Origin of the sequence: Nocardia sp. NBC_00565, assembly GCF_036345915.1 — a bacterium.
GTDB lineage: Bacteria > Actinomycetota > Actinomycetes > Mycobacteriales > Mycobacteriaceae > Nocardia.
Window position 1 is genome coordinate 5,956,408 of record NZ_CP107785.1, and the last position, 24,776, is coordinate 5,981,183.

A 24,776-nucleotide genomic window follows, 5' to 3' on the forward strand; every position below is an offset into this window, starting at 1 on the left:
CAGCTGGCGGCCGCACGGCGGTAACGGCACCAGGACTGCGCCCATTGGCGATGCCAAGCGCGCGGCCGTCGTCCGCGCCGCACCTGCGCTCTGCCGCACCCGCATGCCCGTCCGGAAAGTCTTCGAATTCGGCTGTACCGCAGCGGCACTCCCCCTCGGGCACCCCGAGTCACCATGGCCGCCGTCGTCGCCAGGCCGACGCAAGACACCGACTCCACGCGCCATCTGCGTGGCGCTCAACGATGCGCACCGCACCGAGCACGATGTGACCGGACTCGACTACAGGCGGATGTCGAGGGGCATCGCGGCAGCATCCATGGTGTCCGCTATCCCGCACGCATTGCGCTGCGCACTCCATGCCGGGTCCGAATAGCGGGGTGGCCACCGACTTCGGCCACACTCCGCCGAGCGACACCCACGGAGCACCGACGGCGGAGTGGCAAGCCCGCTATTTTCCTTAGGTAGCCCTAGAGATCCGCGATGGCGGCCAGCGGCGGCGTGCGGGCGGCCCGGATGCCCGGCCACAGGGCGGCCAGAACGCCGACTACGGCCGAGCTGATGAGCACGAGGACCAGCTGGTTCCACGGGATGGCGATCTCGTCGATGCCGAGGTCACGCAGTGTGCGCAGGAAGCCGACGCCGAGGCCGAGGCCGAGCAGCATCCCGACGATCGCGCCGAATACCGCGATCAGCATGGACTCCAGATAGATGGTCCGGCGCACCTGTGCGCGTTGCATGCCGACCGCGCGCAGCATGCCGATCTCTCTGCGCCGCTCCACCACCGACAGCGCCAAGGTGTTGACGATGCCGAGAATCGCGATCACCACCGCGAGTGCGAGCAGCCCGTACAGGATGGCCAACAGCGTGTTGATCTGCTTGCCCTGCGCGCCCTTGAACTCCTCGCGATCCTGCACCTGCACCACGACGAACTGCTCGGTCGCGTTCTCCAGGTCGGTGCGCATCTGGGTCAGGTCCGCGCCCGGCTTCGCCTTGACGAACATGAACAGGTTGGTCCTGAAGTTGACCGGCATCACCTCTTCGTACATGACCGGCGAGACCATCAGCGGGCCGAGTAGCGGCGTCTTCTTGTAAACGCCGACCACCTTGACCGGAATCTTCTTGAACCCGAGGCTGGTCACGGTGACCTGATCGCCGACCTTCCAACCGCGCTTATCGGCTTCGTCCTGCGAGACCATGATGTCGTGGTCACCGAGCGTGCTGGTGCCCTTGATCATGTTGTAGTTCAGGACGTTATCCACCGCACCGTCGAACTCGGTGCCGCCCAACTGTTCATCACCGATCATGAACGCGACACCGCGCAGACCGACCACATCGGCCACCCCCGGCACCGACTTGCGCACCGCGTCACCCGCACCGAGCGGCACACCGATCATCTGCGGCCCGGCCAGCACATAATCGGCCTTCACACCCTTGTCGACGAGCACGCTGACACTGGCCTTCGCCGACGCGCCGAGCATGCCGATCGCAGTCACCAGCATCAATCCGAGGGTGAGCGCGAAGGCCGTCGCGGCGGTGCGCCGCGGATTGCGCGCGGCATTGTTGCGCGACATCCGCCCGATCGGGCCGAACGGCCGCAGCAGCACCCCGAGCACGCTCACCACCGGCCGCGACAGCGCGGGCGCGGCGAGCAGCACCGCGAAGATCAGGCCGAGCGCGCCGATCCCGACCGTCAACGCGGCATGGCCGCCGGTCTTCTGCGCACCGAGTACGACGAGCACCGCACCCGCGGCGGCAAGAACAACACCGATCACGGTCCGGACCCGCAGCGATTCCCCGGTCGAGGCGAACTCTTCGCGCATCGCCTGCACCGGCGGGATCTTCGCGGCGCGGCGCGCGGGCGCATAGGCGCTGACCACCGTCACCAGCAGCCCGACGAGCAGTCCGACGATCACCGTGCGCGGCAGCACCGTCAGCGAACCGGTCGGCAACCCGAGATCGAACGCGTTGAGCAGGGCCGAGAGCCCGAAGGCCAGACCGATACCGGCCACCAAACCGATTGCGCTGCCGATCAATCCGATGACGAAGGCCTCGGCCACCACCGATCGGCCCACCTGTTGTCGGCTCGCGCCGACCGCGCGCAGCAACGCCAGTTCCCGCAGCCGCTGGGCCACGATCATCGAGAAGGTGTTGTAGATGATGAAGGTGCCGACGATCAGCGCGATCGCACCGAAGGCGAGCAGGAAGTAGTTGATGAAGTTGAGCGCGTTGGAGACTTCCTTCTTCAGATCAGCGCGCACCTGATCGCCGTTCTGCACCTTGTAATCCGGGAGCGCGGTGGCGATCTTGTCGCGCAGCGCATCACCGGGCATGCCGGTAGCCGCGATATCGACATAGGCGACATGTGCGCCGTCGGTGAACAGCTGGCGTGCCTGGGCGTCGTCGAACAGCACGCCGATGAAACCGCCGGTGTCCGAGGGGACTTCGTAGATCCCGGTGAGGGTGACGTCGATCGGGCCGCCGTGCGAGGGAACCAGCACCTTGGTCTTGTCCCCGACGTGCAGGCCCGCCCGGTCCGCGCCGCCGGTGTTGAGCGCGATCTCGCCCTCGTGCGCGGGCGGCGCCCCCTGTAGGAACTTGTCGGGTTCGGCGACCGCCTTGTCCGGCGGAATATAGGACTGGCCGAAAGTCGGTGCGCCGCCGGTCTGTACGGCCTTCTTGCCGTCCGGATTCAGCAGCACCAGTGGGCCGTTCACGCTCGGCGCGACCGCGCGCACCCCGTCCATCTTCGAGATATCGCCGACCACGCTCAGCGGAATGCCTTGCGCCTGTTGCTTTTGCGGGCTCACCCGCACATCGACGCCCTTCGCCTGATTGGCGAAGATCCCGTCGAAGGTGCGCTGCAGGGTGTCGGTGAACACGAACGAGCCCGCGATGAAGGCGGTGCCGAGCACCACCGAGAGCAGGGTCAGCGCTAGGCGCACCTTGTGCGCGGCGAGGTTGCGCAAGATCACCTTGCGCATCGGTTTGCCACTCATTACGCCTGCTCCAGCGACTTCATCTTGTCGAGCACGGATTCAGAGGTCGGATCGCGCAGCTCATCGACGATGCGGCCGTCCGCGAGGAATATGACGCGGTCGGCATAACCGGCGGCATGCGGCTCGTGCGTGACGATTACCACCGTCTGCCCGAACTCGTCCACCGCCGCGCGCAGGATCGAGAGCACCTCCTCGGAGGAACGGGAGTCGAGATTGCCGGTCGGCTCGTCGCCGAAGATGATCTCCGGCTTCCCGGCCAGCGCTCGCGCGCACGCCACGCGCTGCTGCTGTCCGCCGGAGAGTTCACTCGGCCGGTGCGTGAGCCGATCGGTCAGGCCGAGCCGCTTGATCACCGTATCCAGCCAGTCCTGGTTGGGCTTGCGACCCGCGATATCCAGGGGCAAGGTGATGTTCTCGTGCGCGGTCAGCGTCGGCACCAGGTTGAAGGCCTGGAAGACAAAGCCGATGCGATCGCGCCGCAGCCGCGTCATCTGCTTGTCCGAGAGTCCGGCGAGGTCGGTATCGCCGATTCGCACGGTCCCGGTGCTGGCACTGTCCAGCCCGGCCAGGCAGTGCATCAGGGTCGATTTGCCCGATCCGGAGGGCCCCATGATCGCGGTGAACTCCCCCTTCGCAAACTCGGCCGACACCCCATCCAATGCCCTGACCTGCGTATCTCCCGAACCATAAACCTTCACCAGATCGATAGCGCGGGCCGCGACATCAGTCGAGGCAGCCGATTTCTCGAGGTCGGCACCCAGGGCTTGCGAAGTCATGGAATCCAGTCTGTCTGTGTTCACCCGCCCGCGCCATCAGGGAGGACCCCCAACTCTCAGGGTCTCATCGAACCCTTAAGAACTACTGCCCACCGGCAGCGATTGCACTGAGCAGACCTGACACGGCACGGCAACGACCGGCTCTTCGCGACTCACCTGGGCAACCAGGTGTCTTCCGCGCCGATCGCGTGGATGGTCCAGAAATGCATGGACTGCTCGCTGCTGGCAGCGGACGAAATCATGAACACGATCTACACCGCCGACTTCCGCGACGAGCTGCGCGCGATCACCCTGCCCACGCTGGTCATCCACGGCGACGCCGACGCCTCGGCACCCATCGACCTGTGCGGGCGGGTGGTCGCGGACCTGATCCCCGGCAATACCTACAAGGAGTACCCGGCCATCGGACACGGCATCATGATCTCGCACGCCGCGCGGCTCAATGCCGACATCCTCGACTTCATCAAGGCGTGATTCTTGTCGGACCCCACCGCTACCGTTGGCGCATGGCGTTCGCTCTCTCGATCACCGTGTCGCCCGAGGACATCGACGGCAACGGGCATATGAATCAGGCTGTTTATCTGCAATACGCGGAGCGAGCGCGCTGGGCGTGCCTGCGGCAGGGCGGCCTGACCCAGGAGAAGTTGCTGGCGGCGGGGGTCGGCCCGATCGCGTTGAAGGCGACGCTCACGTTCAGGCAGGAATTGTTCGTCGGCGACGAGGTCACGGTCACGTGTGATTTCGTCTGGGACGGTAAGACACATCAAACCGTCCAGGAGATCCGCAAGGCCGACGGGGCCCTCTCCGCTGAGATTCTTGGCGTCGGGGGCCTGCTCGATCTGACGGAGCGGCGGCTGGTGCCGGACGGGGCGCGATATTTCCGCGAACTTGCCGACGATCCAACGGTTTTCGGCCTCGGCTAGCCGGTCGCCCATTCTCGGCAGGATTCCGCCAAGAATGGGCGCTCGGTACAACGGGCCGGCTACTTCAGGATGAGCAGTGCCGACTTTTCGATGCGGTCGGCGATTTCGGAGTAGGAGGCGTAGCCCATGCCGGCGCGGACCAGAGCGCCGGCGTAGAGGAGTTCCAGGGATTCGATGACCTCGGGGTCGGCGTCGGGGCCGAGCGCGCGGATGAGGCGTTTGCGGATCTCGATGCCGATGCGGGCGCGCAGGTGGGCTACGTCGGGGTCGCGGCCGAGCAGGGCACTGGTCACCGCGCCCGAGAGTTCCTGTTCGTCGGCGACCAGCATGGCGATATTGCGGAGTTCGGCGAGGACCCGGATGGTGGGGTCCGGGTCTTCGCTGACCGGAGCCGAACTGGCGCATAGGCGACGCCAGAAGATCTCGGCGACGAGGTGTTCTTTCGAGGAGAAGTAGGTGTATGCCGTGGCGGTGCCGACTCCGGCCGCCGCGGCGACCATACGGATGGTCATCCCCGCAAAACCTTCGCGCGCAAGCACTTCCACCGCCGCTCTGGTGAGCTTGTCGACGGTGTCGGCCTGCTTTTCGGTGAGGCGACGCCGGGTCGCCTCGAGGATGATGGACTCGCCTTCGGACATATGTCTAGATCCTACTTTGCTGCGGCGCGGCCAGCACGGCGGCCATAGAAACTGCCGTCGCCGAGGGACGCGCCGCTGACATAGCCACCCGCACAGAGCCCGGAGGTGCAGCGACCCGCGGCGAACAGCCCGGGAATCGGTTCACCGGAGACGTGCAGCACTCGCGAATCCAGATCGGTGCGCAGTCCGCCGAGGGTGAAACCCGCGGTGAATCCCCGCATGTCGAACGCCGCGAGCGGGGAGCCGATCGGTTTGACCCATTCCGGTTTCTTCCCGAGCAACGGGTCCTTGCCATCGGCGGCATGCAGGTTGTAGCAGTCGATGGTGCCCTGCAGGGCACGCTCTGGCAGGCCCATATCGGACTCCAGTTCCGCGACCGTCTCGGCCGCCCAGGTCGGCGGCTGTCGGAAGAACGGCGTGGAGGTGACGGTCGCCAGCGCGGCCTCCAGCGACTCCTCATCGATGACCAGGAACGCCTGATTCTCCTGTTGGATCAGCGTCGCCTGCCCGATCCGCCCCGGATAGGTGTCCTCCGGGATATAACGCTGGCCACGACCGTTCACCAGAATGCCGCGCGCCAACAGCTGCGGATCACCGAAGAACGCGACCTCGGTGGCATCCATATGCGCCAACTCCGCGCCGAGCGCCTGGGCGACCAGGATGCCGATGCCGTCGTGTTCCTCGATGGCGGCGGCCGGGCGGCCGATCAGCCGCGGCGCGTAGGTCTCGATCATCTGCTGGTGATAGGCGAAGCTACCGGTGGCGAGCACGACGCCACGCTCGGCACGGATCGCGACCTCCTTGCCGAAGTGCGTGGCGATCAGTCCCACCACACGATCGGTGTCGTCGATGACGAGCCGCCGGATCCTGGTGTCGTATTCGACACGGACGCCGAGACTTTCGGCCGTCTCCGCGAGCGGCTTCATCAACATGTAGCCGCCGCTCTTGGCCCCGATCTTCTTATCCGCCATCTGCGGAACATGTCCGCGCGGAGCGGGTTTCGCGATCGTATTGAAGGGCGCGGCGTTCTCGCCGCCGGAGTACATCAGCCCCTCGTCGTGCGGCGGCTCCCATCCGGGCTCACCCCAGAACGCCTCCTTGAACGGCACACCGCACGAGACCAGCCAGTTGTAATGCTCGACGCTGTTCTGGCAGTAGTCCGCGATTTTGGCCTTGTCCTGCCCCGGCCCCAACGCGGCCTGCAGGAATGCCTCCATATTCTCCGGCGTGTCCTCGAAGCCGAGCGCCCGCTGCAGCGGCGTACCGCCACCCATATAGATGAACCCGCCGGCCATCGCCGCCGCACCGCCCCAGCCGCCGGTACGTTCCAGGATCAGCACATCCGAGCCCGCGCGCGCGGCCTCGATGGCGGCGCAGACACCGGCAATGCCGTATCCGGCGACGACGACGTCGGCCTCGAAATCCCACGCGGAAATCGCGCTGGCCCGCAGCGGCCGAATCTTTGTGCCATCAGACATATTTCGCGTTCCTTACTCAGCTACTCGGCGGGGACTGAATCAGATTGCACCTGACCACTCGACGGCGTCTCGCCTTCGGACAACACAGACGATTCGGACTCCTCCACCTGTTCGGACTGCTTGCGCGCCGCCTTTTTCTGTTGGGCGACAATCGTTCCCACCAGGATGTCGAGTTTGGTGCCACTGGGCCAGCCGACGTAGTAGCACAGGAACAATGCGATCTCGTGCAGTTCCGCCTCGGTCAACTCTTTGTTGCGCAGTGCCGCACCGATCTGGATACCCGCCGTATCCTGCAGCCCCTGGGCGGTGAGAGCGCCCAACAGGATCAGTCGGCGATCGCGGATGCTGAGTCCGGGCCGCGACCAGATCTCGGCGAAGAGATGATCGGCCGTCATGGCGAAGTGGTCGCCGGGATAATTCTGGAATTCGGTGCCGTAGACCTCGGCCATCTTGGCCAACCCGCGCTGTCGCACGGCGTCGGCACTTCCGTTCGCACGCCCACCCGTCACCTGGCCACCACCTCTCACCGAATCGCTACGCGATGCTTCACTCATTGGTTTCCCTTTCGCTTGGCACACCGAGCCCCGGCCCGAGGCGATCGAGAGCCAATGCCGCCAGCGGCAATTCGACGCCCAGCCGCGCGCCGAGATCCAGGGCGAGGCCGAGGTCCTTCTCGCCGAGGTCGCGTACATGACTCAGGATCGGCAGCCAGAAGTCCGTCGGCTCGATCGGTGCGGTGCGGTCACGCAGCATGATGGCGCCGGGGCCGCCGGTGACCGCGTCGGAGTGCCGAACAACCTTGCCCAGCACGGTGATATCCAGATCCGCGGCTTCGGCGAGCCGCTGCGCCTCGGTGGCCGCGGTGAACGCGATGAAATGTAAGAGGTTGCGCGCCAACTTCATTCGAGTACCCGCACCGACCGGCCCGGCGTGCACCACCAGATCGGCGAAACATTCGAACGGTCCACGGACCTTCTCGAATGCGGTGTCGGTGCCGCCGACCATGACCGCGAGCTTGCCGCGTGCCGCACCCTGTGCGCCACCGCTGATCGGGGCGTCCACCAACTCGACCCCCCGCTCGGCACATTCACCCGCCAGCGCCTCGGCGGTCCGGTCGCTGATCGTGGAGTGCACGGCCACGACGGTTCCGGGCGCGGCGGTCCGCAGTAGGCCATCCGGCCCGGCGACCACCGCCCGCACCTGCTCGTCATCCAGCACGGTCACCGATATGACGCCGGCCTTCTCGGCGAGCTCCGCCGCGGAATGGGCCGAGGCCGCACCGGCTTCGGTGAGCGGTTGTACGGCTTCCGCGCGCATATCGCAGACGGTGAGTCCACCGGGCCAGTCCAGCAGTTTCTTGGCCATCGGCGCGCCCATATTTCCCAAACCGATGAACCCGACCGGCAATTCAGCATTCATGACCGGAACACTTGTCCGCCGTCGACATTGAAGATCTGCCCGGTGACCCAGCTCGCCTCATCCGAGAGCAGGTACAGGCAGGCACCGACCAGATCCTGCGGCGTGCCCATGCGCTTGAGCGGCAACCGCTTCACCATGTCATCGACGATCACGCTCGGTGTCACGGCTTTGGTGGCCTCGGTGTCGATGGGCCCGGGCGCGATGGCGTTGATGCGGATCTCGGAGCCGCCGAGTTCGAAGGCGAGCTGCTGGGTCAGGCCGTTGATGCCGACCTTGGCCAGCCCGTAGAAGCTGGAGTATGTCCATGCGGCGGTGGAGGATTGGTTGACGATCGATCCGCCGCCCGCCTTGACCATGGGCTGCCACACCGCGCGGGTCATATTCAGCGCACCGTCCATATTCACGCTCATGAACTTCTTGTAATAGTCCCATGGCACGGTGAGCAGCAGGTTGAGCTTCATCTCGCCGTAGATGGCGGCGTTGTTCACGAGGTGATCGATCGCGCCGAACTCGCGGACGGTCAATTCGGCCAGCGCGACGGCCGATTCCGGATCGGCGACGTCGACCTCGCCGAAGATGGCGGTATCGCCCGCGGCGGTGATCTCCGCCGCGACCGCCTTACCGCGCTCGGTATTCAGATCGGCGACAACGACATTGGCCCCCTCGTGGGCCAATGCCTTGGCATATGCCGCACCGATGCCCTGGGCGGCGCCGGTGACGATGGCGGTCTTTCCCGAAAACCGGGTCATGAAGTGAGCTCCTCTGCAGCTGTTCTGTGGTCTATCCGGCGGTGGCGATGAGCTTGGTCTCCAGGTACTCCTCGAATCCGGCGACGCCCATCTCCCGGCCGATGCCGGATTGCTTGTATCCGCCGAACGGGGCGTCGGCCGAGTACCAGATGCCGCCGTTGACGCCGAGCGTTCCGGTCCGAACACCATTGGTGACGTGCCGAATCCGGTCCTTGTCGGTGCCCCATACCGAACCGGAGAGCCCATACGGGGAGTCGTTGGCGATCCGGATCGCATCGTCGTCGCCGTCGTACGGGATCACCACCAGCACGGGTCCGAAGATCTCCTCGCGGGCGACCGTCGCGGTATTGGGCACGTCCGCGATGAGCGTCGGTTCGATGAAGTAGCCGCGTTCGCGGCCCGCCGGGCGTCCACCGCCGACCACGATCCGACCGCCTTCGGCGCGCGCGATCTCGAGATACCGCTCCACCCTGGCCCGCTGACGCTCGGAGATCAGCGGCCCGCAGATGGTGCGCGCATCGGCCGGATCACCCGGCACGATGCCGGACAACGTTGCCGCCGCGGCCTGGACCGCTTCGTCATACGCGGCGCGCGGCACCAGCAGTCGCGTCGTGAGCGCGCAGCCCTGCCCCGCGTGCACGGTCACCGAAAACGCCGCCATCCCACACGCCGCAGCGATATTCGCGTCGTCGAGCACGATGAACGCCGATTTACCGCCGAGTTCGAGGAAGGTCTTCTTCAAAGTCGTTGCCGCGCTGGCCATCACCGATTTCCCGGTCTGGGTCGAGCCGGTGAAGCTGATCATGTCGACGCGCGGATCGGTGGTGAGCTGTGCGCCGAGACCGTGATCGGCGGAGGTCACGATATTGACCACGCCGGGTGGAATATCGGTCCGTTCGGCGATGATCGCGCCGACGGCCGCCGCGCACCACGGGGTGTCCGGAGCGGGCTTGAGCACCACCGTATTTCCGGCCGCGAGCGCGGGACCCAGCTTGGCGAAATTGATCTGGTGCGGAAAGTTCCACGGGGTGATGGCCCCAACGACACCGGTTGCCTCGCGCCGCAGTACCCGATGGCTCGAGATGCCCATGGGCGTCGCGGTGCCGAGATCGGTTTCCCAGCTGTAGGTTTCGGCCAGTGACGCGGAAAACTCCAGATCGGCGACCGGGCCCTCCAGCTGCGGCCCGCGGGTCAGCATGGTCGGTGCGCCCGCCTCGGCGATGGTGATCTCGCGCAGCTCATCGACATCGGCCTGTAGGGCCGTGCGCAACTGCTCCAGGCAGCGAGCCCGGAAGGCGTGATCACGCGACCAATCGGTGTCGTCGAAGGCGGTGCGCGCGGCCGCGATGGCCGCGTCCATATCCGCGCCGTTCGCGTTCGCGGCCTGCCCGATGACCTCTTCGGTCGCCGGGTTGACCGTCGCGAAGACACCGTCCCCGCCGGTGACCAGTTTCCCACCGATCAGCAGGCGGGAACCGTCGGCGGGCAGAAGGTCGCTCATGGATGCTCCGATACTGTCTGGACAGGTGTACGGAATATAGTCCCGATGCACGATCCAGCGCAAGAACTCGTTTCAGAACCATCTGCCGCCGCCATATCCGCGAACGCCGGGACCCATCTCGGCCATACACCTGGCAATGGGTGGCCCCATCTATGATTCAACAGATTATTCAGGGAAAGTACTGCCGATCCGCGAAAACCAGTGGTACCGTCCAGACACATGTCCAGCTATGTGTTTCCCATCGGCGCAGCACCGATGGCCGATGAGAACTGGTTCTCGAATTCCGGGCTATCGCGATGACGGCCGCTGCCCTGGAGCCCCTGATGTTCGACCCCTACGACTACGCGTTCCACGAGGACCCGTACCCCACATACCAGCGGCTGCGCACCGAAGCACCGCTCTACCACAACGCCGACCTCGACTTCTGGGCACTGTCGCGGCACGCGGATGTCACCGCGGCCTTCCGCGACAGCGTGCGACTGTCCAGCGCCAACGGTGTCTCGCTGGATCCGGCGGCCTGGGGCCGGCACGCACATCGGGTGATGTCGTTCCTGGCCATGGACGACCCGCGGCATATGCGCATGCGCCGGCTCGTCTACAAGGGGTTCACCCCGAAGCGGGTCGCCGAGATGGAAGACCGGATCAGGGAACTGACGCTGTCCTATCTCGAACCGGCCATCGCGACCGGATCGTTCGACTGGATCGATGAGGTCGCGGGCAAACTCCCGATGGACGTCATCTCCGAATTGATGGGCGTGCCCGAGGCCGACCGCGCGGAGATCCGCAGGCTGGCCGATCTGGTGGTGCACCGCGAGGACGGTGTCCTGGATGTCCCGATGGCCGCCGCGCAGGCATCGATCAAGCTCATCACCTACTACGCCGAGATGGTCGCCGACCGCAGGCGCTCCCCCACCGAAGACCTCACCTCGGCGCTGCTGGATGCCGAAATCGACGGCGACACCCTGACCGACGAGGAGATCATCGGCTTCATGTTCCTGATGGTGGTGGCCGGAAACGAGACCACCACCAAACTGCTCGGCAATGCGCTGTATTGGAGCGCACGGAATCCGAGCGAGTACGCCAAGGTCGTCGCGGAACCCGAACTGGTGACCGACTGGGTCGAGGAGACCCTGCGTTACGACACCTCCAGCCAGATAGTCGCGCGCTGTGCGGCGGTGGATATCGACCAGCACGGCCGCACCATCCCGGCGGGCGCCAAGGTGCTGCTGCTGATCGGTTCGGCCAATCGCGATCCGGAGGCCTTCGCCGACGGCGACAGCTACCGGATCGGACGCTCGGACAAGGCGGGTCTGGCCAGTTTCGGTGCGGGCGTGCACTTCTGCCTCGGCGCGCATCTGGCCCGTCTGGAAGCCGGTGTCGCACTGCGCGAATTCGTTTCGCGGGTGCGGTCCTATGACGTCGCGGATACCGGCATCGTGCGAGTGCATTCGACCAACGTCCGCGGCTTCGCCAAACTCCCCATCGTCGTGAAGGCCAAGTAGATGCCACGATTCGAACCCAATCCAGTACGCCGACCCGCGATCGTGGCCGGCGCCTCCTCCGGCATCGGCGCGGCGACGGCGGAGGCGCTCGCCGAACTCGGACACCCCGTCGCGCTCGGGGCCCGGCGCGTCGATCAATGCGAGGCCCTCGCCGCCAAGATCCGCGCGAACGGCGGCGACGCCTTCGCCCACCAGCTCGATGTCACCGACGCGACATCCATCGACAACTTCGTCACGGCGGCTGAAGACGCCCTCGGGCCCACCGAGATTTTGGTCTCCGGCGCGGGCGATATCGAATTCTCACTGGTTCACGACATGGAACCCGAGGTGTTCCTGCAGCAGGTGCAGGTGCATCTGGTGGGTGCGCAACGGCTGGTCCACCGCGTGCTGCCGGGCATGATCCGAAGGCAGCGTGGCGATTTCGTCTTGATCAGCTCCGACTGCGCGGAGGAACCGCGCCCGCGCACCGGCGCATATAGCGCGGCCAAAGCGGGGCTGGAAGCGATGGTCCAGCAGATTCGGATGGAGTTGGAGGGCACCGGGGTCCGAGCCTCGCTGGTGCGGCCGGGGCCGACGCTGACCGGCATGGGCATGAACTCCACCCCCGAAGTGGTCGGCCCGGTGCTGGAGGACTGGAAGGCCTGGGGATTCGCCCGCCACCCATACATGCTGCGCGCCAGCGACCTGGCCGCCGCGGTAATCGCCGTCGTATCCACACCGCGCGGCTCCCATCTCGTGCTGGTCGAGGTCCAGCCCGAGGCGCCGCTGCGACCGATACCGGATTCGAATGACAGGAGCCGACCTTGAGGATCATCGCCGATCTGGATCTATGTCAGGGGCACGCCGTCTGCCAGGACGAAGCGCCATCGGCCTTCACCGTGCCCAAGCGCGGAAAGGTCGAAATCCTCGACCCCGCACCGGGTCCCGACGCACGCGCCGATATCGAACGCGCTGTTCGCTACTGCCCCACCCAAGCGCTGTCGATCCGCGAGGACCCTGGCGGATGGCAGCCGGCGGAGCAGGTAAACACAGCGGTGAAAGGAACACGGTAATGCCAGATTTCGACCGGGCCGAACTCGACGAGATGGTCCAGCGCTGGATCCTGGAGAACCAGCGCTGCGAGGAGAAGGGCGACTGGAAGCCGCTCGCTGAGATGTACACCGAGGACGCCACCTACGGCTGGAACTACGGGCCCACCCAGGAATTCATGGCGGTCGGGCGGGCCGAGATCCGTGAACTCGCGCTCGGTCAGGAGATGGCGGGACTGGAGGGCTGGTCCTATCCGTACCAGCAGTTCGTCATCGATGAGCGCAGCGGCGATGTCATCGGCTTCTGGAAGCAGGTGAGCGACAACAAGCGCCCGGACGGCCGCAATTACAGCCCCGAGGGCATCGGCGGCAGCTGGTTCCGGTACGGCGGTGACTACCAATGGTCGTGGCAGCGTGACTTCTTCGACTTCGGCAATGTCTCGCAGCTGTTCGTCGAGATGATCCAGCACAAGGCGCTCACGCCCGGCATGCAGAAACGCATCGAACGATCCGTCTCCGGTAAGCCGCTGCCGGGCTGGTACCGGATCGGCGAAGCGCCGGTTCCACTGTGGTGACAGATATGTCGAGCGGCTTCGACCAGCTGTCGCGGGCGGAACTGGCGACGCTACTGCCCGAACTGCTGTTGTGCGGGCATCTGATCGACCGATCCGGCATGGCGCACTCCATCGGCGCCTTCGGCCGCGCGGGCATGACGGCCGTCGCCATCGAGGAGTGGCAGCTTGCCAGCCCCGTCTACACCCGCCGCATGCGCGAGGCCCTCGGCTTCGACGGTGACGACGTGCCGACGATCTTCAAGGGCCTGCAACTCGATATCGGTGCGCCGCCGCAGTTCATGGACTTCCGGTTCCGCGTCGACGATCGCGATCACGGCGAGTTCTGGCTCGATCACTGCGGCGCACTGGCGGATGTGGAACCACTCGGCGAGGACTTCGTGGTGTCGATGTGCCACGACATCGAGGATCCGACCTTCGACGCGACCGCCCTCGCCACCAATCCACACGCCCAGGTCCGGCCGATCCACCGACCGCCGCGCCATCCGGCCGACCGGAAACCGGTGTGCGCGTGGACCGTCATCATCGATCCGGCGCATACTCCGCCACCGACGCCACCGAACGCCGCGGCGGTGGCGAACTCCCGAGCCGCACTGCTGCGGTTACGACCGGTCGATAAGGCCGATCCCGGCCACAGCGATTACGCGGGACCACTGCTCAGCGATCTGCGCTTCGCCGACTTCTCGAAATCGGCCCTCGTGCGCATGGCCGATGAGGTCTGCCTGCAACACCATCTGCTCACCCTCGGATTCATGACCGCGGTGCGGCAGCGGGCCGCCGACACCGCGACCGAGATCGGGCGCAAACAATTCACGGGCATCGCCGGACTCACCTCCGAGCGCATTCGCACCGCGCTCGGGCTCGGCGACGATCCGGCCGGACTCGCCCAAGTATTGCGACTACACCCGGCATGGAACCCGCTGCCCTACACCGATATCGACCTCTCGCTCACCGACGACGCGGTGCGACTGCGGGTGCCGTGGCACAGCGACGCCGGCACCGATCGCGCGTGGCCATCGATGATCGATCCCGACCATCTCGCCCCGCTGGAGGCCATGGTGCGTGGCGTGAACCCCCGGTTCTTCGCCCGCTCCGCAACCGCCGACGAACACGGCTGGACCGCCGAAATCGCGCTCGCCGCAGCACCATTCAAGGAGGCGACCGAGGTGGCGATCACCCGGATCAGCACCGGCGCCGCCTTCACCTTCACCGATCGCGGCATCCCACTGCCGCTCACCGTGGTCCGATGAGAGCGAATTGCCATGTCACACAACTTCGCCGACCTGTTCGAGCACTCCGTCGACGCTATGCCGGAGCGCACCGCACTGATCGAGGGTGATATCGCGCTGACCTTCGCCGAGATCGACGCCCGCGCCAATCGACTGGCCGACCATCTGATCTCGATCGGCGTCGGCCCCGGCGTCCATGTGGGTTTTCAGATGCACAACGGCATCGCGACCATGGTGACCCTCATCGCGTGCTTCAAAGCGCGAGCCGTCCCCATCAATATCAACTACCGCTACGGCGTCGACGAGTTGCGCTACCTCTACGACAACGCGGACCTCGAAGTGCTGGTGTACCACGCCACCTACACCGCGGCGGTGCTGGCGGCAGCCGCACAGGCACCCGGACTCCGGCACCTGATCGTCGTCGACGACACCACCGCACCAGATGCCCTGGTAACCCCCAATGTCGCGGCAACCGTCATCGCGACGAACGCCGGAATCCATCGTCCACCAGCAGATCCGGTGCCATACGCGAAGGCCCTCGCCAACGGCGACCCCACCCGCCGCAGCATCGACCGCACCCCCGACGACCTGTTCATGATGTACACCGGCGGCACCACCGGCCGCCCCAAGGGCGTCATGTGGCGACAGGAGGACATGTGGCGCGTCCTCGGCGGCGGCATCGACTTCTATACCGGCGAACCGGTTTCCGACGAATACCAGCAGTCCCGGGTCGGCGCGCAAGGCGAGTCGAGTACGTGGTTCGTGCTCCCACCCCTCATCCACGCCGCCGCGATGATGCCGACCTTCGCCGCCCTGTTGTCGGGCAATGCCGTGATATTCGAACCGAAATTCGACGCACGCCGAGTCTGGCGGGTGGTCGAACAGCGCCGTCCGCAGATCATGGTCATCACCGGCGATGCGATGGCGCGCCCGCTGATCGACGAATACCGCACCGCACCGGTCGACGCCGCCTCGCTCGTCGCCATCGCCTCGGGTGCGGCATTGCTATCGCAACCGGTGAAAAACGCACTGCTGGAACTGTTTCCGTGGGCCGTGGTCTCCGATTCCATCGGCTCCTCCGAAACCGGTTTCGGCGGTATCGGTTTCGCGCAGAAGGACGACAATCCGGGGCGCGGTCCCCGCGTGCAGAGCGGCCGGGGCGCCATCGTGGTCGATGACGCGGGGTGCCCGGTCGAACCGGGTTCCGAAGGCTGGCTCGCCAAGACCGGCGCGGTGCCGATCGGCTATTACAAGGATCCGGCGAAGACCGAGCGACTCTTCAAGACGGTCGACGGCACGCGGATCGTGGTGACCGACGATCGTGCCAAGGTCGAGGCGGACGGTTCGGTGACACTGATCGGCCGCGGCAATATGGTCGTCAATACCGGCGGCGAGAAGGTCTTCGTCGAAGAGGTCGAGAGCGTGGTGAAGGCGCACGACGCCATCTACGACGCCGTGGTGATCGGGGTACCGCACGAGCGCTGGGGCCAGCAGGTGGCGGCGGTCGTCTCCGTCGCCGGCGGCGAACCGGTGGATTTCGCCGCGCTGGAGACCCATGTGCGCCGGCATCTGGCGGGCTACAAGGTACCGAGGAAGATCTGGCTCGCCGAGGTGGTCACGCGGGCGCCGAGCGGCAAGCCGGACTACCGTTGGGCCACGGAGTTCGCGGCCGGTCACGCACCGGATCATCAGGCGGATTGAGTATGTCTCGATGGGCATTCAACCAGGTCATCCCTACCGAGGCTCTGGCAGCGGCAGTGAGAACGTGTTCTAATTCGAGAACATCTGCCGTCGTTGAAAAGTAGGTCTGATGAGCACAACAGAAACCAATAAAGATGCCGCACTCGCCTTGCCCGCCCGGATCACCGCGGAACTGGTCGGCCGACTGACCGATCTGGTCGCGTCGAGCGGAACCGCCGCCCCGTACTCGATGATCGAGGTCTACACCGGAGCCGTCGTCGGCGACCTGCCCCAGTCGACACCGGAGGACCTCACCACCGCCTACGCGACCGCGCGAGCCGCCCAACAGGAATGGGCCACCTGGCCGCTGCAGCGCCGCCTCCGAGTCTTCGAACGCGCACACGAGCTGATCCTCGCCGAACACGAGACCATCGCCGACCTGATCCAGATCGGCTGCGGCAAGACCCGCCGGATGGCCTTCGAGGAGTCCTGCGACGTTCCGATGGTCATCAGCCATTACCTCAAGACCGCGCGCCGGGTACTGAAGCCCAAGCGCCGCGGCGGCCCGGTACCGCTGATCACCACCTCGACCGAGGAACACCGTCCCAAGGGCGTCGTCGCGGTCATCGCACCGTGGAATTTCCCGTTCGCCATCGCGCTCTCGGATTCGATGCCCGCGCTGATGGCGGGCAACGGCGTCGTACTCAAGCCCGATAACAAGACCGCGCTCTGCGCGCTGTTCGGGGTGGAGCTGCTGTACCGGGCGGGCCTGCCGAAGGGGCTGTTCCAGGTCGTATGCGGCGAGGGCCCCGATGTCGGTCCGACGTTGATCGACAATGCCGACTTCGTCATGTTCACCGGCTCCACCGCGACCGGACGGGTGGTCGGCGCGGGCGCGGGCCGCAATCTGATCGGCTGCAGCCTCGAACTCGGCGGCAAGAACCCGATGATCGTGCTGGACGACGCGAATCTCGACGAGGTCATTCCCGGTGCGGCGTTCTCGGTCTTCGCGAACTCGGGCCAGGCGTGTATGCATATCGAGCGGATCTACGTGCAGGACCGCGTCTATGACGAGTTCGTACGCCGATTGGTCACGGCCGCGGACGAATTGAACGCCCACATCGGCGCGGCTTACGACTACACACCGGAATTCGGTTCACTGGTCTCGGTGCCGCATCTCGAGCGGGTAGCGGCCCATGTCGAGGACGCCCGTGCGAAGGGCGCGACGGTATTGACCGGCGGCAAGGCGCGACCCGATATCGGCCCGGCGTTCTACGAGCCGACCGTACTTACCGGCGTCACCCCCGAGATGACCCACGCGACCATGGAAACCTTCGGCCCGGTGGTCAGCGTTTACCGATTCACCGACGAGCAGGAGGCGATCCGGCTCGCCAACGACACCGACTACGGCTTGAACGCCAGCGTCTGGAGCCGAGACCTGACCCACGCCAACCGCATCGCCGCACACCTCGAGGCCGGGAATATCAATATCAACGACGGCTTCGTCACCACCTACGCCGCCAAGGCCACGCCCTCCGGCGGCATCAAACAATCCGGCGTCGGCACCAGGCACGGCGATCAGGGCCTGTTGAAGTACACCGACACCGTCAATATCGGCGTGCAGAAACGCCAATTGATGGCGGCCCGCGCGGGCCTGCCCTACGCCAAGCAGCTGCAGACCACGTTGACGACCCTGCGGCTCATGCGCCGAATCAGGTTGCGCTGAACCGCATTTCACCCAGGAGGTAGCTATGGCAGCGCCCGCTTTCCCGGCAGGCTTCGATTTCACCGATCCCGCGCTGTGGGAAAACCGCATGCCGATCGAGGAGTTCGCGACCCTGCGCCGCACCGCACCGGTGTGGTGGTGCGCGCAGCCCGACGCGACCTCGGGCGGCTTCCGCGACGGCGGGTACTGGGTGGTCAGCAAATACGAAGACGTGAAGGAGATTTCGCGCAGTCCGGAGATCTACTCCTCCGCGCAGAAGGGCGCCATCATCCGGCTGCCCGACGATATCACCCCGGAACAGATCGAACTCACCGGCGCGATGCTGATCAATATGGATGCGCCGAAGCACGCCAAGACGCGCCGGATCGTCTCCAAGGGTTTCACCCCACGTGCGGTAGAGGGCCTGCGCGCCGCGCTGACCGAACGCGCGGCGCGAATCGTGCACGAGGCCAAGCAGACCGGCGGCGGTGACTTCGTCCAGCAGGTCGCCTGCGAACTTCCACTACAGGCCATCGCGGAACTGCTCGGCGTGCCGAATGACGACCGCCACAAGCTGTTCGAATGGTCCAACCAGGCGCTGAACTACGACGATCCGGAGTACGGCGACGCGAATGCCGCCTTCGCCGAAATCCTCGGCTACGCCTGGAATATGGCCGAACAGCGGCGCGCCTGTCCGGTCGACGACATCGTCACTCAATTGGTGCAGGCCGATGTGGACGGCGAGTCGCTCGGCTCCGATGAGTTCGGATTCTTCGTCATCCTGTTGGCCATCGCCGGCAACGAGACCACCCGCAACGCCATCACACACGGTATGAAGGCCTTCGTCGACCATCCGGAACAGTGGGAGCTGTATCGGGAGCAGCGCCCGCGCACCGCCCCCGACGAGATCGTGCGCTGGGCCACCCCGGTGAATGCCTTCCAGCGCACGGCGGCAGCGGACACCGAACTCGGTGGGCAGCAGATCAAGAAAGGCCAGCGGCTGGGAATCTTCTACAGCTCGGCCAACTTCGACGAGGACGCCTTCGAGAATCCGTTCACCTTCGACATACTGCGCGATCCCAACCCGCACGTCGCTTTCGGCGGCACCGGCGCGCATTACTGCGTCGGGGCGAATCTGGCGCGGCTGGAAATCGACCTCATGTTCAATGCGATCGCCGATGTGATGCCCAAGATCAGCCAGGTCACCGATCCGGTACGGTTGCGGTCGGGGTGGATCAATGGAATCAAGAACTGGCAGGTGCGATACGAATGAACATTCGCAACATTCCACTACGTACCCTCTCCGGCGACCCGGCCACACTGGGCGAACTCGTCGGGGACAAGGCGGTACTGCTGGTCAACGTGGCCTCCAAATGTGGTCTGACACCGCAGTACACCGGTCTCGTCGAACTGCAGAAGACCTACGGAGATCGCGGCTTCAGTGTGGTCGGCGTCCCATGTAACCAATTCATGGGCCAGGAGCCGGGCACGGCCGAGGAGATCGCGGAATTCTGTTCGACCACCTACGGCGTCGACTTTCCGCTACTGGAGAAGACCGATGTCAACGGCGAGGAGCGGCATCCGCTCTACAGCGCGCTGGTGGAAACCGCGGATACCGAGGGCGCGGCCGGTGATATCCAGTGGAACTTCGAGAAGTTCCTGATCGACCGGGAGGGTGCGGTGATCGGCCGGTTCCGGCCGCGGACCACACCCGATGACGCGGCGGTCGTATCCGCCGTCGAATCGGTGCTGTAGCAACCAGCAACAGACTTGGGCCGGAGCTCGTGACGCGAGCTCCGGCTCGTTCTGTTCCCCTACGCCATCGCGAAGCGCAGCAGCGCCTGCTTATCCCCCTGCTTGATCTTGCCCTTGCGGTTGAGCACTTCCAGCTGCCAGCTGTCGCCGCTGCGGAAGGCGCGCGCGACGGCATTGGCATTATCGGCGCCGAGCAGCGAGGGCCAGATATCGGCCACCTGCTGGGCGGCGCCACCGGTCGCGTCGTAGACCTTGAAACTGATGTTGTTCGCCTTCTCGAACGAACTGCCCTTCTTGAACGCGGCGGCCACGAAGATGATGGCGTCGATACCGCCGGGCACATTGGCGAAGGTGACGTGCACCGATTCGTCGTCACCGGTGGCGGCGCCGGTCTGCTCATCGCCGGTGTGCTGGACCGAGCCGTTGCCCAGCGGGTCGAGGGAGTCGAGACCGGCGAAACGCACTGGCTCGGAGCCTTGCATCAGGATGGCGATCAGATCCAGGTCCACCCCGCGCTTGCGGCGCAATATGCCGAGCGCGCCGCCGCTGGTCCCGCCGGACGGGTCCCAACTCACCCCGACAGTCAGTTTGGTGATGCCGTTGAGATCCGCGGCGCCATCTTCCTTTTTGAGCGTGATCATGGCATCGACACTACAAGCGATTTCGGAACGACATGCGGCGCAAGTGTTCCGGAACACCCGCGCCGAACAGCCGTTTGTGCACTGTGTCTTGCGCCGCCTGCGGTAGCGGACCGCGCAGGGCTGCTGTAGTTGCACGACCATCGTGCTGTGGTCGTTGCGGTAGCTGTCCGAGGGCTGAGCCGCCTCCCGCGTCGGCCTTGTTGAGCGCCACCACGACCTGACGCGCGAGCAGCACATGCTCGGCCGTCTGCGGCATGACGCCATCCTGCGCCGAGACCACCAGAATGGCCCCGTCGAGCTGGACGCGCCGGTGATCATATTCTTCACGAAATCGGCGTGCCCCGGCATATCGATATGGGCGTAATGCCTGGTGGCGGTCTCATATTCGACGTGCGCGATATTGATGGTTATCCCGCGCAACGCCTCCTCCGGCGCCCGGTCGATCCGCTCGAACGGCACGAAGCTGCCGCCGCCGCGCTCGGCGAGCACCTTGGTGATGGCGGCGGTCAGCGTCGTCTTCCCGTGATCGACATGACCCATGGTGCCGATGTTGAGATGCGGCTTGGTGCGAGCGTAGGTCTTCTTGGACATGACTTTTCCCTGGCTAGGAATGATGGGGGACCTCTCTGCGACGGGCCACCTTCCCCGTCAGAGGTCCCGGGACATCCCGGGGAAGGTCACTTCGGGCGCCGCCGAAGTGCGCCGCAGCCATTGCTGCCGACGCCACCAGGGCAGCCGCCATCGCGCCCGCGACCGCGGACTCCAGAGCGATGGTGTGGCCGAACATGCCGAGAACTGTACGGTCCGAGCCGAACCGGGCGCGAGCGATTTTTCGCTCGCGCCCGGTTCAGCGGGATGACATCAGTTCAGCGGGGCCGAGCGCCACCAGCGCAGGACCTTGTCCTGGGCGCCGGCCAGGCCGTCGGCGTACATCAGGAATTGGGCCCGGTTCTTGTCGCCGGTGAAGGCGGTGACGATCTTGGGGCCGTCGTTGACGAATTTGTAGTTGGTGTAGGACTTTCCGCCGTTGGTGTCGGTCGACTTGGTGGCGTCCGACGGCAGCTTGCTCAGCACGCTCTGCACGTCGGAGGCGTTCTTGTAGACGTAGATGGTGTAGAACGGGTCGTCGTTGTCGCCGCCGCCGTAGCAATCCCATTGCGCGGTCCAGGCGCCGAAGTCCGGGGAGCCCGGTGTCGGCAGGGTCAGGTCGCCGGTCTTGTGGGCGTTGCATTTCGCGCCGTTGTAGCCGACCGAATCGGATTCGCTGGCGGGCACCATGCGCGGGAACTCTTTGCTGATCGCGGCCGCGGTGGCGTCGACGCCACCATTGGACGTGACGGACGTGGTCGTGGTGCCGCCGCCCCCGGAGGTCGACGAACCGCCGCCCGAGACGACGCCGATGATCACCAGCACGATCACCAGCAGAACGACCAGCCCGACACACAGGGCGACGATCAGCCCGGTATTCGACTTGCGCTGTGGCGGCGGAACCGGCCGCACGCCACCGATCGGCGGCCGCGGCGGGCCCGGCGGAGTCGCGAACCCGAGCGGCTGCTGGTTGTAGGGATTGCTCGGATGCGGCTGCTGTTGCGTCGGCGCGGTCTGCATCGGCTGTGGACGCTGCGTGCTGTGTGCGGGATTGACGGTCGTCGGCGCCAGTGGCTGCGGCTGCATGGTCTGCGGTCCGCTGGTCTGCGGATACGGTCCGGCGGTCTGTGGGTATGGTCCCGCGGTCTGCGGGTACGGCCCGTTGGTCACGGGCATCGGCTGCCCGGTGGTCGGGCGCGGGCCACCCGTCACGGGTATCGCCGGTCCGGTGCCGGGACGCGGTCCACCGACCACCGGCATCGACGGAACACTGGGGTTGGTGAGCGCCTGCTTGGCCGCGAGCGCGAATTCCGAGCAGGAGGCGAACCGGTCATCGGGCCGCTTGGCCATGGCCCGCGCCATCACCGCGTCCAGCTGGTAGGGCAGGCCGGGACGCACGCTGCTCAGCGCGGGGGGCGCGGCCTGCAGATGCCCCTGGATCACCGCCGCCGGATTGGTCGCCACGAACGGGCCGGACCCGGTGAACAGCCAGAACAGTGAGCACGCCAGCGAGTACTGATCCGATCGATGGTCGAGCGAGACGCCGGTGAGCTGTTCGGGCGAGGCGTAGGCCAGGGTGGCGGTGAAGGTGCCGGTCTGGGTGAGGTGACCGGTGTCGTCGCGCAGCCGCGCGATACCGAAGTCGGTCAGATAGACCCGCTCACCGCGTCCGCCACCGGAACGGGCCAACAGGATATTCGCCGGTTTCACATCGCGGTGCAGTACGCCCATGCCGTGCGCGTAATCGAGCGCGTCGGCGGTCTCCTTGATGATCTGGACCGCCCGCTCCGGCGGCAGCGACTTCGGATCGACCGACGCGGCGTCGATGCCATCGACGTACTGCATCGAGATCCACAGCTGCTCGTCGTCGAGGCCGCGGTCGTAGACGGTGACGATATTCGGGTGATCGAGCTGTGCGACCAGGTCCGCCTCCCGCTCGAACCGCGCCCGCACCTCCTTATCGAAGAACATCTCCCGATTCAGCAGTTTGAGCGCTGTCATCCGCGGCAACCGCGGATGTTTCGCCAGGTACACCGAACCCATGCCACCGCGACCCAATTGCCGATCGATGACATAGCCGGCGAATACGTCACCGCTGGCCAGCATGTCTGCTCCACTTCCCGCCGCGCATCGGGACCCACCGATGCACTGGCGTACCGCATGAGAATCCGCAATCAGGGCCCTGACCACGGAAAACATCGAAACCTTAGCAGGATTCGCTTAACCCCTGGTTATCGTCCGCTTATCGTTATTCGATAGCGCCCGGCTATGGCGGAGGGCGTGCGGCGGGCCCCGGCGGCGTCCGGCCGGGACGGCGCGGGATGTCGGGCAGCGCGATCGTGCCCGGCCGCACCGGCCGACGCGGCAGCAGTGGCATGCGCGAGCCCGCGGGCTGGGTCGATCTCGGTGATTCGGTCGACTGCGGCGGTTCGCCCCGATTGGTCGGCTCCGTCGGCCGGGTGGTTCTGCCGCGGCCGGCTCGCTCGGCGGCGTTGGGCGGCACGGCATTTCGAGGCGGACCCGCATTATGCGGCGGTTCGTGGCTCGGTCCCACCGGCGGTCGATGCGGCCCCGGCCGACCGTGTTGCGTCGACCCGTTCGCCTGCGGCGGGTGCGGCGTGGACGACACCAACACCCGACGAGCGGCGACGGCGAATTCGGTACAGCTGCCGAACCGGTCCGCGGGGCGCTTCGCCATGGCGCGGGCCAGCACCGTGTCCAACCCGGGCGGCACATCGGGCCGATGGCGGCGCAGCGACGGGATCGACCCGTACAGGTGGCCGTTGATGACGGCCATCGGGTTCGGTCCGTTGAACGGGGCCGTCCCGGTCAACATCCAGAACAGCGAGCAGGCCAGCGAGTACTGATCGGCCAGATAGTCCGGTGTTCCGGTCAGTTGTTCCGGCGCGGCATACGCCAGGGTGGCGGTGATCGTTCCGGCCGAACCCAGCGTGGAGTCGCTGTCGCGCATGCCCGCGATGCCGAAATCGGTGAGCAGCACCCGTTCCGGCTGTCCGATCGGCGCCTTGGCCAGCAGGATATTGGCCGGTTTCACGTCGCGGTGCAGCACGCCGTTGGCATGCGCGAAATCCAGGGCGGCGGCGGTATCGGCGATGATCTGCACCGCGCGTCCCAGCGCGAGCACATTGACATCCGCGCAGGACGCGTCCGCGCCGGGCACGAATTGCATCGAGATCCAGAGCTGTTGATCCTCGGCGCCGCGATCGAAGACAGTCACGATATTCGGATGGTCGAGCTGGGCGACCAGATCGGCCTCACGCTCGAAGCGCTGCCGGATCTCGGCGTCGGTATACAGCTCGCGTTTGAGCAGCTTCAGCGCGGTCAGGCGCGGCAGGCGCGGATGTTGGGCCAGGTAGACGGTGCCCATACCGCCCTGGCCGAGCACCCGTTTGATGGTGTAGCCAGCGAAAACATCGCCACTTCGCAGCACAGTGGATTCACCCCCCATATCGGGTCGAGCACCTGGATCCTACCGATGTATCTGTTCGGGCGGCCCGGACGCAACATCTTCGTTGCGGTCCGTTCCGGCCGTTCGCCGGTAGTCCGAGGCCATGTCGGAGACGTTGTCGGTGGTA

The 24,776-nt window shown here is 65.9% G+C and carries 22 protein-coding genes and 1 pseudogene; 11 read left to right on the forward strand and 12 right to left on the reverse strand.

Features of this window, described 5'->3' with window-relative positions:
* Window positions 1-467 precede the first annotated feature (467 nt).
* Complete coding sequence (locus tag OG874_RS27575) at window positions 468-2,996, reverse strand: ABC transporter permease (protein WP_330250022.1); 2,529 nt, start codon at window positions 2,994-2,996, stop codon at window positions 468-470.
* The gene (locus tag OG874_RS27580; protein WP_330250023.1) at window positions 2,996-3,772 is read right to left on the reverse strand and encodes an ABC transporter ATP-binding protein; all 777 of its coding nucleotides are present in this window, start codon (window positions 3,770-3,772) and stop codon (window positions 2,996-2,998) included. Before OG874_RS27580 ends, OG874_RS27575 begins: the two co-directional genes overlap by 1 nt.
* 240 nt (window positions 3,773-4,012) lie before the next feature.
* Between OG874_RS27580 and OG874_RS27585 the strand changes: the two genes are divergently transcribed.
* Together OG874_RS27585 and OG874_RS27590 are read left to right on the forward strand one after the other, a co-directional pair.
* Entirely contained in the window at window positions 4,013-4,246 is a 234-nt protein-coding gene (locus OG874_RS27585) for an alpha/beta fold hydrolase (protein ID WP_330250024.1), read from the forward strand.
* A 32-nt stretch (window positions 4,247-4,278) separates the two neighbouring features.
* Window positions 4,279-4,695, forward strand: coding sequence for an acyl-CoA thioesterase (locus OG874_RS27590; RefSeq protein WP_330250025.1), 417 nt, complete (start codon window positions 4,279-4,281; stop codon window positions 4,693-4,695).
* A 59-nt stretch (window positions 4,696-4,754) separates the two neighbouring features.
* On the opposite strand, the gene OG874_RS27595 is transcribed toward OG874_RS27590, so the two are convergent.
* From OG874_RS27595 to OG874_RS27620, 6 genes are all read right to left on the reverse strand, one after another.
* Window positions 4,755-5,333, reverse strand: coding sequence for a TetR/AcrR family transcriptional regulator (locus tag OG874_RS27595; protein ID WP_330250026.1), 579 nt, complete (start codon window positions 5,331-5,333; stop codon window positions 4,755-4,757).
* 11 nt (window positions 5,334-5,344) lie between these two features.
* Complete coding sequence (locus OG874_RS27600; protein ID WP_330250027.1) at window positions 5,345-6,811, reverse strand: FAD-dependent oxidoreductase; 1,467 nt, start codon at window positions 6,809-6,811, stop codon at window positions 5,345-5,347.
* 20 nt (window positions 6,812-6,831) lie between these two features.
* Window positions 6,832-7,260 carry a carboxymuconolactone decarboxylase family protein gene (locus tag OG874_RS27605; RefSeq protein WP_330257442.1) on the reverse strand — a complete coding sequence of 143 codons (429 nt, stop codon included), beginning with the start codon at window positions 7,258-7,260 and terminating at the stop codon, window positions 6,832-6,834.
* Between the two features lie 97 nt (window positions 7,261-7,357).
* Window positions 7,358-8,230: an NAD(P)-dependent oxidoreductase gene (locus OG874_RS27610; RefSeq protein WP_330250028.1), complete on the reverse strand. Its 873-nt coding sequence runs from the start codon at window positions 8,228-8,230 to the stop codon at window positions 7,358-7,360.
* A complete protein-coding gene (locus OG874_RS27615; protein ID WP_330250029.1) occupies window positions 8,227-8,979 on the reverse strand; it encodes an SDR family oxidoreductase in 753 nt (250 codons plus the stop codon). The genes OG874_RS27610 and OG874_RS27615 overlap by 4 nt, the downstream gene beginning before the upstream one ends.
* Window positions 8,980-9,010: 31 nt before the next feature.
* Window positions 9,011-10,480 (reverse strand): aldehyde dehydrogenase, encoded by a 1,470-nt coding sequence (locus OG874_RS27620; RefSeq protein WP_330250030.1) that lies wholly within the window; start codon window positions 10,478-10,480, stop codon window positions 9,011-9,013.
* Window positions 10,481-10,776: 296 nt separating this feature from the next.
* On the opposite strand from OG874_RS27620, the gene OG874_RS27625 reads away from it, so the two are divergent.
* The 9 genes from OG874_RS27625 (at window position 10,777) to OG874_RS27665 (ending at window position 19,951) form a co-directional block, all read left to right on the forward strand.
* Complete coding sequence (locus OG874_RS27625) at window positions 10,777-11,982, forward strand: cytochrome P450 (RefSeq protein ID WP_330250031.1); 1,206 nt, start codon at window positions 10,777-10,779, stop codon at window positions 11,980-11,982.
* Window positions 11,983-12,789 (forward strand): SDR family oxidoreductase, encoded by an 807-nt coding sequence (locus OG874_RS27630; protein ID WP_330250032.1) that lies wholly within the window; start codon window positions 11,983-11,985, stop codon window positions 12,787-12,789.
* Entirely contained in the window at window positions 12,786-13,034 is a 249-nt protein-coding gene (locus OG874_RS27635; RefSeq protein WP_330250033.1) for a ferredoxin, read from the forward strand. Before OG874_RS27630 ends, OG874_RS27635 begins: the two co-directional genes overlap by 4 nt.
* Window positions 13,034-13,585 carry a nuclear transport factor 2 family protein gene (locus tag OG874_RS27640; protein ID WP_330250034.1) on the forward strand — a complete coding sequence of 184 codons (552 nt, stop codon included), beginning with the start codon at window positions 13,034-13,036 and terminating at the stop codon, window positions 13,583-13,585. Before OG874_RS27635 ends, OG874_RS27640 begins: the two co-directional genes overlap by 1 nt.
* Before the next feature lie 5 nt (window positions 13,586-13,590).
* On the forward strand, window positions 13,591-14,832 hold the full coding sequence (locus OG874_RS27645) for a hypothetical protein (protein WP_330250035.1): 1,242 nt from the start codon (window positions 13,591-13,593) through the stop codon (window positions 14,830-14,832).
* Between the two features lie 12 nt (window positions 14,833-14,844).
* Window positions 14,845-16,512, forward strand: a complete 1,668-nt coding sequence (locus tag OG874_RS27650; RefSeq protein WP_330250036.1) for an acyl-CoA synthetase — start codon at window positions 14,845-14,847, stop codon at window positions 16,510-16,512.
* A 109-nt stretch (window positions 16,513-16,621) separates the two neighbouring features.
* Window positions 16,622-18,217 carry a succinic semialdehyde dehydrogenase gene (locus tag OG874_RS27655; protein WP_330250037.1) on the forward strand — a complete coding sequence of 532 codons (1,596 nt, stop codon included), beginning with the start codon at window positions 16,622-16,624 and terminating at the stop codon, window positions 18,215-18,217.
* Window positions 18,218-18,242: 25 nt separating this feature from the next.
* Window positions 18,243-19,469 carry a cytochrome P450 gene (locus OG874_RS27660; RefSeq protein WP_330250038.1) on the forward strand — a complete coding sequence of 409 codons (1,227 nt, stop codon included), beginning with the start codon at window positions 18,243-18,245 and terminating at the stop codon, window positions 19,467-19,469.
* Entirely contained in the window at window positions 19,466-19,951 is a 486-nt protein-coding gene (locus OG874_RS27665; protein WP_330250039.1) for a glutathione peroxidase, read from the forward strand. The genes OG874_RS27660 and OG874_RS27665 overlap by 4 nt, the downstream gene beginning before the upstream one ends.
* Window positions 19,952-20,010: 59 nt before the next feature.
* On the opposite strand, the gene OG874_RS27670 is transcribed toward OG874_RS27665, so the two are convergent.
* The 4 genes and pseudogenes from OG874_RS27670 to OG874_RS27685 all read right to left on the reverse strand — a co-directional run bounded on the left by OG874_RS27670 (window position 20,011) and on the right by OG874_RS27685 (window position 24,649).
* A complete protein-coding gene (locus OG874_RS27670) occupies window positions 20,011-20,856 on the reverse strand; it encodes a TerD family protein (RefSeq protein WP_330250040.1) in 846 nt (281 codons plus the stop codon).
* Window positions 20,783-21,183 (reverse strand): annotated as a pseudogene (locus OG874_RS27675) (GTP-binding protein); the annotation flags it as partial. The pseudogene OG874_RS27675 and the gene OG874_RS27670, both read right to left, overlap by 74 nt.
* Before the next feature lie 270 nt (window positions 21,184-21,453).
* Window positions 21,454-23,286 (reverse strand): serine/threonine-protein kinase, encoded by a 1,833-nt coding sequence (locus OG874_RS27680; RefSeq protein WP_330250041.1) that lies wholly within the window; start codon window positions 23,284-23,286, stop codon window positions 21,454-21,456.
* A 160-nt stretch (window positions 23,287-23,446) separates the two neighbouring features.
* A complete protein-coding gene (locus tag OG874_RS27685; protein WP_330250042.1) occupies window positions 23,447-24,649 on the reverse strand; it encodes a serine/threonine-protein kinase in 1,203 nt (400 codons plus the stop codon).
* Window positions 24,650-24,776 lie beyond the last annotated feature (127 nt).

What these genes read in the sequence shown, in the direction of transcription:
- OG874_RS27575 (WP_330250022.1), bottom strand. Translation starts at nt 2,996, where the DNA reads ATGAGTGGCAAACCGATGCGCAAGGTGATCTTGCGCAACCTCGCCGCG.
- OG874_RS27580 (WP_330250023.1), bottom strand. Translation starts at nt 3,772, where the DNA reads ATGACTTCGCAAGCCCTGGGTGCCGACCTCGAGAAATCGGCTGCCTCG.
- OG874_RS27585 (WP_330250024.1), top strand. Translation starts at nt 4,013, where the DNA reads ATGAACACGATCTACACCGCCGACTTCCGCGACGAGCTGCGCGCGATC.
- OG874_RS27590 (WP_330250025.1), top strand. Translation starts at nt 4,279, where the DNA reads ATGGCGTTCGCTCTCTCGATCACCGTGTCGCCCGAGGACATCGACGGC.
- OG874_RS27595 (WP_330250026.1), bottom strand. Translation starts at nt 5,333, where the DNA reads ATGTCCGAAGGCGAGTCCATCATCCTCGAGGCGACCCGGCGTCGCCTC.
- OG874_RS27600 (WP_330250027.1), bottom strand. Translation starts at nt 6,811, where the DNA reads ATGTCTGATGGCACAAAGATTCGGCCGCTGCGGGCCAGCGCGATTTCC.
- OG874_RS27605 (WP_330257442.1), bottom strand. Translation starts at nt 7,260, where the DNA reads ATGGCCGAGGTCTACGGCACCGAATTCCAGAATTATCCCGGCGACCAC.
- OG874_RS27610 (WP_330250028.1), bottom strand. Translation starts at nt 8,230, where the DNA reads ATGAATGCTGAATTGCCGGTCGGGTTCATCGGTTTGGGAAATATGGGC.
- OG874_RS27615 (WP_330250029.1), bottom strand. Translation starts at nt 8,979, where the DNA reads ATGACCCGGTTTTCGGGAAAGACCGCCATCGTCACCGGCGCCGCCCAG.
- OG874_RS27620 (WP_330250030.1), bottom strand. Translation starts at nt 10,480, where the DNA reads ATGAGCGACCTTCTGCCCGCCGACGGTTCCCGCCTGCTGATCGGTGGG.
- OG874_RS27625 (WP_330250031.1), top strand. Translation starts at nt 10,777, where the DNA reads ATGACGGCCGCTGCCCTGGAGCCCCTGATGTTCGACCCCTACGACTAC.
- OG874_RS27630 (WP_330250032.1), top strand. Translation starts at nt 11,983, where the DNA reads ATGCCACGATTCGAACCCAATCCAGTACGCCGACCCGCGATCGTGGCC.
- OG874_RS27640 (WP_330250034.1), top strand. Translation starts at nt 13,034, where the DNA reads ATGCCAGATTTCGACCGGGCCGAACTCGACGAGATGGTCCAGCGCTGG.
- OG874_RS27645 (WP_330250035.1), top strand. Translation starts at nt 13,591, where the DNA reads ATGTCGAGCGGCTTCGACCAGCTGTCGCGGGCGGAACTGGCGACGCTA.
- OG874_RS27650 (WP_330250036.1), top strand. Translation starts at nt 14,845, where the DNA reads ATGTCACACAACTTCGCCGACCTGTTCGAGCACTCCGTCGACGCTATG.
- OG874_RS27655 (WP_330250037.1), top strand. Translation starts at nt 16,622, where the DNA reads ATGAGCACAACAGAAACCAATAAAGATGCCGCACTCGCCTTGCCCGCC.
- OG874_RS27660 (WP_330250038.1), top strand. Translation starts at nt 18,243, where the DNA reads ATGGCAGCGCCCGCTTTCCCGGCAGGCTTCGATTTCACCGATCCCGCG.
- OG874_RS27665 (WP_330250039.1), top strand. Translation starts at nt 19,466, where the DNA reads ATGAACATTCGCAACATTCCACTACGTACCCTCTCCGGCGACCCGGCC.
- OG874_RS27670 (WP_330250040.1), bottom strand. Translation starts at nt 20,856, where the DNA reads ATGGCGTCATGCCGCAGACGGCCGAGCATGTGCTGCTCGCGCGTCAGG.
- OG874_RS27680 (WP_330250041.1), bottom strand. Translation starts at nt 23,286, where the DNA reads ATGCTGGCCAGCGGTGACGTATTCGCCGGCTATGTCATCGATCGGCAA.
- OG874_RS27685 (WP_330250042.1), bottom strand. Translation starts at nt 24,649, where the DNA reads ATGGGGGGTGAATCCACTGTGCTGCGAAGTGGCGATGTTTTCGCTGGC.